Origin of the sequence: Halobacillus kuroshimensis DSM 18393, assembly GCF_000425705.1 — a bacterium.
Classification (GTDB): Bacteria; Bacillota; Bacilli; order Bacillales; family Halobacillaceae; genus Halobacillus; species Halobacillus kuroshimensis.
Window position 1 is genome coordinate 677,474 of sequence record NZ_AUDY01000008.1, and the last position, 11,503, is coordinate 688,976.

Annotated in this window: 15 protein-coding genes; all 15 read left to right on the forward strand. The window is 47.1% G+C overall.

Features of this window, described 5'->3' with window-relative positions:
• Positions 1–229: 229 nt before the first annotated feature.
• Positions 230–1,177: a signal recognition particle-docking protein FtsY gene (gene ftsY / locus H615_RS0105395; RefSeq protein WP_425306998.1), complete on the forward strand. Its 948-nt coding sequence runs from the start codon at positions 230–232 to the stop codon at positions 1,175–1,177.
• A 90-nt stretch (positions 1,178–1,267) separates the two neighbouring features.
• On the forward strand, positions 1,268–1,597 hold the full coding sequence (locus H615_RS0105400; RefSeq protein ID WP_027954181.1) for a putative DNA-binding protein: 330 nt from the start codon (positions 1,268–1,270) through the stop codon (positions 1,595–1,597).
• 13 nt (positions 1,598–1,610) lie between these two features.
• Positions 1,611–2,951, forward strand: coding sequence for a signal recognition particle protein (ffh, locus tag H615_RS0105405; protein WP_027954182.1), 1,341 nt, complete (start codon positions 1,611–1,613; stop codon positions 2,949–2,951).
• 90 nt (positions 2,952–3,041) lie between these two features.
• The gene (gene rpsP / locus H615_RS0105410; RefSeq protein WP_027954183.1) at positions 3,042–3,311 is read left to right on the forward strand and encodes a 30S ribosomal protein S16; all 270 of its coding nucleotides are present in this window, start codon (positions 3,042–3,044) and stop codon (positions 3,309–3,311) included.
• An 18-nt stretch (positions 3,312–3,329) separates the two neighbouring features.
• Positions 3,330–3,557 carry a KH domain-containing protein gene (locus H615_RS0105415; RefSeq protein WP_027954184.1) on the forward strand — a complete coding sequence of 76 codons (228 nt, stop codon included), beginning with the start codon at positions 3,330–3,332 and terminating at the stop codon, positions 3,555–3,557.
• A 66-nt stretch (positions 3,558–3,623) separates the two neighbouring features.
• The gene (locus H615_RS0105420; protein WP_027954185.1) at positions 3,624–4,010 is read left to right on the forward strand and encodes a YlqD family protein; all 387 of its coding nucleotides are present in this window, start codon (positions 3,624–3,626) and stop codon (positions 4,008–4,010) included.
• A gap of 4 nt (positions 4,011–4,014) precedes the next feature.
• Complete coding sequence (rimM, locus tag H615_RS0105425; protein WP_027954186.1) at positions 4,015–4,530, forward strand: ribosome maturation factor RimM; 516 nt, start codon at positions 4,015–4,017, stop codon at positions 4,528–4,530.
• Between the two features lies 1 nt (position 4,531).
• Positions 4,532–5,260 carry a tRNA (guanosine(37)-N1)-methyltransferase TrmD gene (trmD, locus tag H615_RS0105430; protein WP_027954187.1) on the forward strand — a complete coding sequence of 243 codons (729 nt, stop codon included), beginning with the start codon at positions 4,532–4,534 and terminating at the stop codon, positions 5,258–5,260.
• Between the two features lie 131 nt (positions 5,261–5,391).
• Positions 5,392–5,736 carry a 50S ribosomal protein L19 gene (gene rplS / locus H615_RS0105435; protein WP_027954188.1) on the forward strand — a complete coding sequence of 115 codons (345 nt, stop codon included), beginning with the start codon at positions 5,392–5,394 and terminating at the stop codon, positions 5,734–5,736.
• A gap of 116 nt (positions 5,737–5,852) precedes the next feature.
• Positions 5,853–6,404, forward strand: coding sequence for a signal peptidase I (lepB, locus tag H615_RS0105440; RefSeq protein ID WP_027954189.1), 552 nt, complete (start codon positions 5,853–5,855; stop codon positions 6,402–6,404).
• Between the two features lie 10 nt (positions 6,405–6,414).
• Positions 6,415–7,257, forward strand: coding sequence for a ribosome biogenesis GTPase YlqF (gene ylqF / locus H615_RS0105445; protein ID WP_027954190.1), 843 nt, complete (start codon positions 6,415–6,417; stop codon positions 7,255–7,257).
• A gap of 100 nt (positions 7,258–7,357) precedes the next feature.
• The gene (locus H615_RS0105450) at positions 7,358–8,119 is read left to right on the forward strand and encodes a ribonuclease HII (RefSeq protein WP_027954191.1); all 762 of its coding nucleotides are present in this window, start codon (positions 7,358–7,360) and stop codon (positions 8,117–8,119) included.
• Positions 8,120–8,330: 211 nt separating this feature from the next.
• Positions 8,331–9,491 carry an ADP-forming succinate--CoA ligase subunit beta gene (sucC, locus tag H615_RS0105455; RefSeq protein ID WP_027954192.1) on the forward strand — a complete coding sequence of 387 codons (1,161 nt, stop codon included), beginning with the start codon at positions 8,331–8,333 and terminating at the stop codon, positions 9,489–9,491.
• Positions 9,492–9,508: 17 nt separating this feature from the next.
• On the forward strand, positions 9,509–10,411 hold the full coding sequence (sucD, locus tag H615_RS0105460) for a succinate--CoA ligase subunit alpha (RefSeq protein WP_027954193.1): 903 nt from the start codon (positions 9,509–9,511) through the stop codon (positions 10,409–10,411).
• Positions 10,412–10,486: 75 nt separating this feature from the next.
• Positions 10,487–11,368, forward strand: a complete 882-nt coding sequence (gene dprA / locus H615_RS0105465; protein WP_027954194.1) for a DNA-processing protein DprA — start codon at positions 10,487–10,489, stop codon at positions 11,366–11,368.
• Positions 11,369–11,503: the final 135 nt, after the last annotated feature.

Genomic DNA, 11,503 nt, shown 5'->3' on the forward strand with positions numbered 1-11,503 from the left:
AGTTTCTACTTCCGTCCCAGAAAAAGAGGAACCGCACGTGAACAAGGAGCCTGCAGGGAGAGGGAGCGTTGATTCTCATGCTACCGGAACGGAAGAGGATGCCGATCCAGATGTACCCGGGACAGAAGAGGAAGAAGGTAGTGTCGGACCTGAAGCCGGAAATCCTGTGGAGGACGACGAGGGCGAACGTCCATCCGGGGCTGTAGAGGAAGAGGACGAGAAAGAAACGATCGCTTCCAAGTTTAAAAAAGGACTGGCCAAAACGAGGAATTCCTTCTCAAGTAAAATCAATGACCTTGTGGCCCGCTACCGTACTGTAGATGAAGACTTCTTTGAAGAATTGGAGGAAGTGCTGATTTCTGCTGACGTTGGAGTAACCACCGTCATGGAAATGATTGAAGAACTTGAGATGGAAGTGAAACGCCGGAATGTCCAGGATCCACAGAAGGTCAAGGAAATCATTTCTGAAAAACTGGTGGACATTTATTATGGAGACGACGATGCAGGAGAAGTGGAAGGCCTGACGGAAAATCCGGATGGTCTGACCGTGTACCTGTTTGTCGGAGTCAACGGTGTCGGAAAAACGACAACCATCGGGAAGCTGGCCCACCGCTTGAAATCCGAAGGAAAAAAAGTCACGCTGGCTGCCGGAGATACGTTCAGAGCCGGTGCTATTGAACAGTTGGAAGAGTGGGGGAGCCGCGTAGGAGTCAACGTCACGAAGCATTCAGAGGGCAGTGATCCGGCTGCCGTGGTTTATGACGGCATAAAAGCGGCTGAATCCCGCGGCGCGGATGTGCTGATTTGTGATACGGCAGGCCGCCTGCAGAATAAAGTCAATCTCATGAATGAGCTTTCCAAGGTGAAGCGGGTCATTGAACGTGAAATCCCTGGTGCTCCTCACGAGGTTCTGCTCGTACTGGATGCAACAACCGGTCAAAATGCCATGAGCCAGGCGAAAACTTTCGCAGAGGTAACAGACGTATCCGGGATTGTATTGTCGAAGCTTGACGGAACGGCTAAAGGCGGGATCGTCCTTGCCATCCGGAATGAATTGGAAATCCCGGTCAAGCTGGTCGGGCTTGGTGAAAAAGTGACCGATCTCGAAACGTTTGATGCCCACGCCTTTGTCTATGGGCTGTTTGCTGACATGATAGAGGAGTACGAAGAGGATTAAGAAAATACGCTGTAAACCTTGACACACATGGACCCGCTCCGTTAATATTTATGTGTAAAGGTATTTCACTTAACAAGGAGTGCTACAAGCGTGCTTGAAAAGACGACAAGAATCAATTACCTATTCGATTTTTACCAATCGCTGCTGACTCCTAAACAGAGAAATTACATGGAGTTGTATTATCTGGAAGATTATTCTCTTGGTGAAATATCCGAGACCTTTGAAGTATCCCGTCAAGCGGTGTATGATAATATCCGCCGGACGGAAACCATGCTTGAAGAATATGAAAAAAAGCTTCATTTATATGAGAAATTCCAAAAACGCCAGCAGGTAATGGCGGAAATGGAAGCTGCTGTTGATAAAAAGGAGCTTCCAGAGCACACGGCCGTCTGGCTTGATCAATTACAAGAATTAGAATAGGAGGGTTTCTTCGATGGCATTTGAAGGTTTATCCGACCGTTTGCAGGAAACGATTAAAAAAATCAAAGGCAAAGGGAAGGTAACCGAACAAGACGTAAAAGAGATGACGCGGGAAGTCCGTCTCGCCCTCCTCGAGGCCGATGTTAACTTCAAAGTAGTGAAGGATTTCGTCAAACGTATTCGTGAACGGGCTGTCGGCCAGGAAGTTATGGAAAGTCTGACTCCGGGCCAGCAGGTCATTAAAGTCGTTCAAGAAGAGCTGACCGAGCTCATGGGCGGCAATGAAAGTAAAATTGCCGTAGCCAAGCGTCCTCCAACCGTCATTATGATGGTTGGTCTTCAGGGTGCCGGTAAAACAACGACCACGGGAAAACTGGCAAACCTTCTTCGTAAGAGTTACAACCGTAACCCGATGCTGGTTGCTGCTGACGTCTATCGTCCGGCCGCCATCCAGCAGCTGGAAACGCTCGGGAAGCAGCTGGGCATGCCGGTTCACGCTGAAGGGACAGAGGCAGACCCTGTGGACATTGCGCGCAATGCGGTTGCCAAAGCGAAAGAGGAACATCACGACTATGTTCTTATCGATACTGCCGGCCGCCTTCATATTGACGGAGATCTTATGGGGGAACTGCAGCAGATCAAGGATGCTGTCAACCCGGATGAAATTTTCCTTGTCGTCGACTCCATGACCGGACAGGATGCCGTCAACGTAGCGGAAAGCTTTGATGAACAGCTGGATGTCAGCGGCGTTCTTTTGACGAAGCTTGATGGCGACACCCGTGGTGGTGCGGCACTGTCCATCAAGGCCGTCACTGGAAAACCGATTAAATTTGCCGGTATGGGAGAAAAGCTGGATCAGCTTGAAGTTTTCCACCCCGAGCGTATGGCCTCCCGTATCCTTGGTATGGGAGACGTGCTCACTCTTATTGAAAAGGCTCAGACACAGGTCGACGAAAAACAGGCCAAAGAGCTGGAATCAAAAATGAGGAATGCTTCTTTCACGTTTGAGGATTTCCTTGAGCAGATGGAGCAGGTGAAGAACATGGGGCCGCTCGATGAGATCTTGAATATGATCCCCGGAGCCAACAAGATGAAAGGACTGCAGAATGTCTCCTTTGACGATAAACAGATTGTCCATGTGGAAGCAATTATTCAGTCTATGACCAAGCATGAGCGTCAGGATCCGTCATTAATGAATGCCGGCCGTAAAAAACGGATTGCCAAAGGTTCAGGTACGTCTGTTTCAGAAGTCAACCGTCTTTTGAAACAGTTTGAAGAAATGAAGAAAATGATGAAGCAGATGAGCAATACCAAAGGGAAAAAAGGCCGCGGAATGAAATTTCCGTTTATGTAATGGAAAAAACCTTTACACACCCTTGAAGTTCTGCTAAAATCTAATTCTGTGTGAAACAATTAATTAAAGAAATTTTGGAGGTTGTTAAATATGGCAGTAAAAATTCGCCTAAAACGTATGGGATCCAAGCGTAACCCATTTTATCGTGTAGTAGTTGCAGATTCCCGCTCTCCTCGTGATGGCCGCATCATCGAGCAGATTGGAACATATAACCCGGTTGTAAACCCAGTTGAGGTTAAAATCGACGCTGAAAAAGCGATCGACTGGATGTCCAACGGTGCCAAGCCGAGCGATACAGTCCGTAACCTATTCTCTAACGAAGGCATCATGAAGCAGTTCCACGATAAGAAAAACCAATAATAAAATAGTGGTGATATCATGAAAGCCTTAATCGAAACGATCGTCACTCCGCTTGTCGATCATCCTGATGACATCAAGGTGGATGTGAAAGAAGAAGAGCACAAAATGGTGTATCATCTTTCCGTCCATCCGGATGATGTCGGTAAGGTGATCGGAAAAAACGGGCGGATAGCGAAAGCGATTCGAACTGTCGTGTATGCGGCAGGCTCTGATTCTGATAAAAGAATCTATTTGGATATCATGTAAGAAGGGAGAGGGAGAACCTTTCCCTTTTTTACTATGTAATCTTTAGGATAGGGAGGCGGTCAGTGCATGCAGATCATCAGAAAAGTACCTGTCAAACAAGTCCTGACAGATTCCAGCCGGGCCCAGCTTAAAGAAAGGTTCAACCAGAGGGAGCGCCAGCTTGATGAAGAATGCCGGCAGCTTGCTTTTGAACAGAAGAAACTGGAGCGCAAACCCGGTGTATCCAAACAGGAAGTGGAGCGGAGGTTTTCCCGTGAGATCGGCCGCCGGAAAGATCAGCTCAGGTGGGTGGAATATCAGCGTAAACAGCTTGATATCCTTCCAGATGGAAGCGAGCTGGAAACGGACGAAGTCGACACCCTTGTCACGATCGAGGAAGGTGACGTGTGGCAAGACATTGTCCAGGACCGCCAGATCATCATTAAAGATGGAAAAGTCATACGAGCGAGGTAATAACATGGATAGACAAATGTTTAATGTCGGAAAAATTATTAATACACATGGCATCAAAGGAGAAGTCAAAGTTCATCGAATCACGGATTTTGAAGAGCGCTTCCAGCCCGGGCAGCTTTTGTATTGGGTAAATGATAAACAGGAAACAAAGACCTTGGTCGTGCGCAGTCACCGGATCCATAAAGGATTCGATCTGATCAGCTTTGAGGGTCTTCCATCCATTAATGATGTGGAACCATTGAAGAACGTGACCTTGATGGTTTCAGAAGAGGAACAGGAAGAACTCGGAGATCATGAATTTTATTTTCATGAGATTATCGGATGTACCGTCTACCTTGAATCAGGGGAAGAACTAGGGGTTATTAAAGAAATTCTGACACCGGGGGCCAACGACGTATGGGTCGTTAAGCGCCGGGGAAGCAAAGATCTGTTGATTCCTTATATCGAACCGGTTGTGAAGAAGGTAAATCCAACGGAAAAAACGATCATCATCGATCCAATAGAAGGGCTGCTGGACTGACATGCATATGGATATATTAACGCTGTTTCCAGAAATGTTCGAAGGTGTCCTACAGAATTCCATTATGAAGCGGGCTCGTGAGCAGCAGGCTTTTTCATATGAGTATGTGAATTTCCGTGATTACACAACAAGTAAGCATAATAAGGTGGATGACTATCCTTACGGGGGTGGAGCTGGTCTTGTACTCTCCCCGCAGCCAATTTTCGACAGCATTGAGGCCATCCGGGAAAAATCGGAAAAGCCTCCACGTGTCGTCCTGCTTTGTCCGCAGGGGGAACCTTATTCCCAACAGAAGGCGGAAGAGCTTTCTGAGGAAGACCATCTTGTATTTATCTGCGGCCATTATGAAGGATATGATGAGCGCATCCGCCAAGAGCTTGTGACCGATGAGATTTCCATCGGAGACTACGTGCTCACTGGTGGTGAACTCGGAGCAATGGTGGTCATTGATTCCGTCGTCCGTCTGCTTCCCGGGGTGCTCGGAAATGAACAGTCGGCTCCGATGGATTCCTTTTCCAACGGCCTCCTGGAGCATCCTCATTATACGCGGCCGGCCGATTTCCGGGGGATGAAGGTCCCTGATGTCCTTCTTTCGGGCAATCACGCTAAAATCGATGAATGGAGACACAAAGAGTCTCTGAAGCGTACGTATGAACGCAGGCCGGACCTTTTAGAGAAGAAAGAGCTGTCGGATCAGGAAAAAACATGGCTCGATGAGTGGAAAAATTAACAGCCGACGGTTGAAGTTTTTCTCCCCCTATGGTATATTAAATTTTGTGCTTAAACGATCGGTTTAAGTGGAAAACGATGTTCCGCTGCCTCTTAGAAGACAAGAGCATTAGTTAAAAAGGAGTGAAGATCATGCAACAGTTGATTCATGACATTACAAAAGAACAGCTTCGTACAGATCACCCTGACTTCCGTCCTGGTGACACTGTCAAAGTACACGTGAAGGTTGTCGAGGGCACCCGTGAGCGTATCCAGGTATTCGAAGGTGTTGTTATTAAACGTCAGAACGGTGGAATCAGCGAAACATTCACAGTTCGTAAGATTACTTACGGTACAGGTGTTGAGCGTACATTCCCAGTTCATTCACCACGTATTGCTAAAATCGAACGTTCCCGTCGTGGTAAAGTACGCCGTGCGAAACTTTACTATCTACGTAACCTTCGTGGTAAAGCAGCACGTATTAAAGAAATTATCTAAACCGGTGAAAAGGAGCTTGCGTATGCCAAGCTCCTTTTTTCTACTTTATAATAAGTTCCAGCTGTTATACGATGAAAACAGCAAAGATGAACGTCATAAGACAGGGAAGTGGGGAAATGAAGCAACAGTGGTTGGACTGGGTCAAAGCATTTGCCATTGCTGCTGTTCTGGCAGTGATTGTACGGGTATTTATTTTTGCACCTGTTGTCGTCGAAGGACCGTCTATGCTTACGACACTTCATAGTGGAGATCACCTCATTGTGAGTAAGCTGCATAAACGTCTGACTTCTCCTGATCGGTTTGATGTCGTCGTTTTTCATGCAACAGAACAGAAAGATTACATAAAACGGGTCATCGGTATCCCAGGGGATCACATCGCCTATGAAAATGATCAGTTATATGTGAATGGCGAACGGGTGGAGGAGCCGTTTCTTGAAGAAAGAAAGGCGCAGCTTCCGGAAGACGGAAGATTGACCAGTGACTTCAGGATGGAGGAGGACATTCCAGGGGGTTTTGAGGAAGTGCCTGAAGGTCATGTCTTTGTCCTTGGGGATAATCGGGACAATTCAACAGACAGCCGTGTTCTCGGCATGATTCCGGAAGAGCAGCTGGTTGGAGAAGCTGTGTTATCCTACTGGCCGCTGGACCGTATCCGTATCGTTAATTAGGAGGATTTACATGAGTATACAATGGTTTCCCGGGCACATGGCAAAAGCGAAACGGGAAGTAGCAGAAAAATTAAAGCTCGTTGACTTTGTCATTGAACTTGTCGATGCCCGAGCACCTTTATCTTCACAGAACCCGATGCTTCACGGGATTCTTCAGGAAAAGCCGAAAATGGTTGTGCTGATGAAAAAAGATCTGGCTGATCCTGCAGTCACAGAGCAGTGGATCGACTATTTCCAAAACAAGAATATTCCCGCTGTTGCGATTGAAGCCAATCAAAAGCAGGATGTCCAGCGGGTGGTTCAGAAGGCAAAAGCTCTCGGGAAGGAAAAAATCGATAAGCTCGTGGCCAAGGGGATTCGTCCAAGAGCTTCAAGAGCGATGATTATCGGTATCCCGAACGTCGGAAAATCGACGCTGATCAACCGTCTTGTAAATAAAAGAGCCGCAAAAACGGGAGATAAACCCGGGGTTACGACGAAACAGCAGTGGATTAAAGTGAAGAAAGAATTTGAACTGCTGGATACACCGGGAATCCTCTGGCCTAAATTTGAGGAAGAAGAGGTCGGATACCGCCTCGCGTCCATCGGGACGATCAAGGATCAAATTCTGCCTAAGGAAGATGTAGCCGCCTACGTTCTTGATTTTCTCAGCCGGGAATATCCAAGTATGCTTGAACATCGGTTCGGGCTGGACCAGGTTGATGATATGATGGACGTTTTTGAGCACATTGGTAAAAAACGGGGCTGCCTGGAAAGCGGGGGCCACGTGAATTTTGAAAAAGTGTCCGATATTATTCTTCAGGATTTACGCACAGGAAAACTCGGGCTGATCAGTCTGGAAACCCCTGAATAGATGCAGGAAGGAGCGCTGCAGGCCCGTGCCTGGAGCGCTTTTTTTATGCGTGTGAACCTGTAGATCCGACAGTCGAATTAAAAGAAACGGAGGAGCCATCATGTCCAAACGTACAATCAATGAAATTAAAGCCATGCTGCAGGCACAGAAGCCGACAGAAGCCCAATGGGAGGAACTGTCCGGGGACACCCGAAAAGGCGTACAGCACCTGTTGAAGCAGTACACAGACAGGCAGAAGAAAAAAGAGGCCCTTCGCAAACAGTATGAAGACATGCTTGTGTTTGAAAAAGAAGCCTGGGCAGGGGAGCGGCAATATGTATGCGGTATTGATGAAGCCGGAAGGGGGCCGCTTGCTGGTCCGGTCGTCGCAGGAGCGGTTGTCCTTCCCGATGATTATTATCTGGAAGGTCTATATGATTCCAAGCAGCTTTCAGAATCCAGGCGGGAAAGTTTTTATGAACAGATTACAAGAGATGCCGACTGGGCAGCCGGAATTGTATCCAGCGAGGAAATCGATCAGCTCAATATCTATCAGGCGGCCAGGCTCGCTATGAAACGAGCCGTATCCCAGTTGAAACACGAGCCGGATCACCTTTTGGTCGACGCGATGACGCTCGGTGATGGATGGAGTGAAACGAAACTGATCAAAGGGGATCAACGGAGTGTATCCATCGCTGCTGCCAGTGTGATTGCCAAAGTAACGAGGGACCGGATGATGGCAGAACTCGACGAAGTGTATCCGAGCTACCAGTTCAAGTCCAACCAGGGCTATGGAACCAAAGATCACCTGTGGGCCCTTGAAACCTATGGAATCACCCCTGTACACAGGAAAACCTTTGCTCCCGTAAAAAACATGCTCTAGAAGGGGGAGCCGTTTTCGTTATTGAAAAAGACTCTTCAAGGGAGTAGGAACAGAGGAGACGGATCTGCTCTGTCCTACTCTCTTTTTATTTACATAAGATAATTTTTGTTAATCTATTGAATTTTTCGACAGATATCACGCTTTTTATGGACAATTGACAGCGTTTTTTTATACAATGTACTTGCAGTGAAAATTGATGGGAGGATGAAACATGAACATTCATGAGTATCAAGGAAAACAAATCATGCGTGATTTTGGCGTTTCTGTGCCAAATGGATACGTAGCTTATACAGTCGATGAAGCTGTTGAGGCAGCAGAGAAGCTTGGCAGCAGCGTTACTGTCGTGAAAGCGCAGATCCATGCAGGTGGGCGTGGAAAAGCGGGCGGAGTGAAAATCGCCAAAAATCTTGATGAAGTACGTACATATGCCGATGAAATACTGGGTTCAACGCTTGTCACCCATCAGACTGGACCAGAAGGCAAGGAAGTTAAGCGCTTACTCATCGAGGAAGGATGCGACATTCAGAGTGAATATTATGTCGGTCTTGTCCTTGACCGTGCTACAAGCCGGGTGACGATGATGGCCTCTGAAGAGGGGGGTACGGAGATTGAGGAAGTGGCATCTGAAACACCGGAAAAAATCTTCAAGGAAGTCATTGATCCGGTTACAGGTCTGACTCCTTTCCAGGCAAGACGTCTGGCTTTTAATATCAACATCCCTAAAGAAGCTGTAGGTAAAGCGGTCAAGTTCATGCTCGGCTTGTATGATGTGTTCGTTAAAAAGGATTGCTCCGTAGCTGAAATCAATCCCTTAGTCACTACTGGAGACGGGGACGTCCTTGCCCTGGATACAAAGTTGAATTTTGACGACAATGCTCTGTTCCGTCAAAAAGATATCATGGAGCTTCGTGATCTGGATGAAGAAGACCCGAAAGAAGTGGAAGCATCCAAGTATGATCTCAGCTACATCGCCCTGGATGGCAATATCGGCTGCATGGTTAACGGAGCTGGACTGGCTATGGCGACGATGGATACTATCAAGCACTACAGCGGTGATCCAGCGAACTTCCTTGATGTCGGCGGCGGTGCGACGACGGAGAAAGTCACAGAAGCTTTCAAAATTATTTTATCCGACGATAACGTAAAAGGGATTTTCGTCAACATTTTCGGAGGCATTATGAAATGTGATGTCATTGCTGAAGGTGTCGTAGAAGCGACGAAGCAGATCGGTTTGACACTTCCGCTTGTCGTCCGTCTGGAAGGAACCAACGTCGAGGACGGAAAGAAAATTCTTGATGAATCCGGTTTGAACATTACTTCTGCAGATTCCATGGCAGAAGGCGCACAAAAAATCGTGGAACTAGTGAAGTAGGAAAGGCGGGGAATGAGATGAGTGTATTTATTAACAAGGATACTAAAGTGATTGTTCAAGGGATTACAGGATCAACAGCCTTGTTTCACACGAAGCAGATGGTGGAATACGGCACACAGATTGTCGGTGGAGTAACACCAGGCAAAGGCGGCACAGAAGTGGAAGGCATTCCTGTTTTCAATACCGTATCAGAAGCGGTTGAAAAAACAGGTGCCAACGCTTCGGTCATCTACGTACCTGCCCCATTTGCTGCAGATGCCATTATGGAAGCGACAGATGCAGAAATGGATCTGGCCATCTGCATTACCGAGCATATTCCTGTTCTGGATATGATTAAAGTGAAACGGTATATGGAAGGCAGGAAGACGCGTCTTGTCGGGCCGAACTGTCCGGGAGTCATTACGCCGGATGAATGTAAAATCGGCATCATGCCTGGATACATCCATAAGAAAGGCCATGTAGGGGTTGTATCCCGGTCCGGTACATTGACGTATGAAGCCGTACACCAGCTGTCTGAGGCAGGAATCGGTCAATCCACAGCCGTAGGCATCGGTGGTGACCCTGTAAATGGCACTGACTTTATTGATGTCTTAAAAGCCTTCAATGAGGATGACGATACGGAAGCTGTCATTATGATTGGTGAAATCGGCGGAACCGCTGAGGAAGAAGCGGCTGAATGGGTGAAAGCGAACATGAACAAACCTGTTGTCGGCTTTATCGGAGGCAGAACAGCACCACCAGGGAAACGTATGGGGCACGCGGGTGCCATCATTTCCGGTGGTAAAGGGACAGCGGATGAGAAAATCCGTGTCATGAATGAATGTGGGATTCAAGTGGCAGAGACTCCATCTGTCATGGGAGAAACCCTTATTGAAGTATTGAAAAATGAAAATCTTTTCGACAAATGTAAGACCCATTAAAAGGGAGTCCGGGGAGGCCGTATCGATAAAGATGCGGCCTCCTTATCATGAAATCCAATACAAATGAGGTGCCGTATGAATTCCAAACGAATCAGACTGATCGGCCTGCACAGCCTTTCGATGATAAGCAGAGCACGGATAAGAAGTCTGCTGACATCTGACCCTGAACTCGATTTCCTCACAAACTTTTCCCCCGAACAATTCGCTTCTTTAACAGGGATCCCTATCCACACCTCCCATATGATTTATCGAAGGCTGAAAGACCCTAATATAATGAAGAAACTCGATAACTATTTTCGGAGGTATACCATTTTAACGTGGTTTGATGACCGGTTTCCTCCTATGTTCCGCACCATTCCCGACCCTCCTTTAGTGTTGTATATAGAGGGCCATCCCGATCTTCTCTCCAACGCTTTCTCCCTCAGCGTCATCGGTACTAGAAAACCTTCTTCTTACGCTTTCCCAGCTATGAAACAGGTGCTCACTCCACTCATTAAGCAGGGAGCCATGATTGTCAGCGGGATGGCTTATGGAATTGATCAGTATGCGCATACCCTCGCTGTTCATAATGGCGGAAAGACAGCCGCTGTTCTCGGGTCGGGTTTTGAGCACATTTACCCTTCAAACAACCTTTCTTTGTATAAACAAATGGCTGACCATCATATAGTCATTAGTGAATACCCTCCTGATATGCCGCCGAAGAAATATCATTTCCCTGAAAGGAACCGGCTTATTTCAGGATTGAGCCCCGCCACATTTGTCATTGAAGCAAAAATGAGAAGTGGGACAATGATTACGGTAGACCAGGCTCTGGAGCAGGGGAGAAGCGTGTATGCCCTTCCAGGTCCGGCGGGAAGCCCGACAAGTGAGGGGTGCCACCACCTTATAAATGAAGGGGCCAAGCTTGTTCACACGTACCAAGACATAGCCGAAGACTGGTTTGAAAAATTTGAATAATCGATGACAAAGGTGGTACAGTACTAAGAAGAATTAGTCGTTATTCCCTAATAAAGAGAGAGGACCGGTTTGACAAACGGTTTCATTGTATTTAATAATAGGGAAGATTTATTTTATGTAAAATTTATAGAGAAA

What these genes read in the sequence shown, in the direction of transcription:
- ylqF (WP_027954190.1), top strand. Translation starts at nt 6,415, where the DNA reads ATGAGTATACAATGGTTTCCCGGGCACATGGCAAAAGCGAAACGGGAA.
- trmD (WP_027954187.1), top strand. Translation starts at nt 4,532, where the DNA reads ATGCATATGGATATATTAACGCTGTTTCCAGAAATGTTCGAAGGTGTC.
- lepB (WP_027954189.1), top strand. Translation starts at nt 5,853, where the DNA reads ATGAAGCAACAGTGGTTGGACTGGGTCAAAGCATTTGCCATTGCTGCT.
- H615_RS0105415 (WP_027954184.1), top strand. Translation starts at nt 3,330, where the DNA reads ATGAAAGCCTTAATCGAAACGATCGTCACTCCGCTTGTCGATCATCCT.
- sucD (WP_027954193.1), top strand. Translation starts at nt 9,509, where the DNA reads ATGAGTGTATTTATTAACAAGGATACTAAAGTGATTGTTCAAGGGATT.
- rimM (WP_027954186.1), top strand. Translation starts at nt 4,015, where the DNA reads ATGGATAGACAAATGTTTAATGTCGGAAAAATTATTAATACACATGGC.
- H615_RS0105420 (WP_027954185.1), top strand. Translation starts at nt 3,624, where the DNA reads ATGCAGATCATCAGAAAAGTACCTGTCAAACAAGTCCTGACAGATTCC.
- sucC (WP_027954192.1), top strand. Translation starts at nt 8,331, where the DNA reads ATGAACATTCATGAGTATCAAGGAAAACAAATCATGCGTGATTTTGGC.
- dprA (WP_027954194.1), top strand. Translation starts at nt 10,487, where the DNA reads ATGAATTCCAAACGAATCAGACTGATCGGCCTGCACAGCCTTTCGATG.
- rplS (WP_027954188.1), top strand. Translation starts at nt 5,392, where the DNA reads ATGCAACAGTTGATTCATGACATTACAAAAGAACAGCTTCGTACAGAT.
- H615_RS0105450 (WP_027954191.1), top strand. Translation starts at nt 7,358, where the DNA reads ATGTCCAAACGTACAATCAATGAAATTAAAGCCATGCTGCAGGCACAG.
- ffh (WP_027954182.1), top strand. Translation starts at nt 1,611, where the DNA reads ATGGCATTTGAAGGTTTATCCGACCGTTTGCAGGAAACGATTAAAAAA.
- rpsP (WP_027954183.1), top strand. Translation starts at nt 3,042, where the DNA reads ATGGCAGTAAAAATTCGCCTAAAACGTATGGGATCCAAGCGTAACCCA.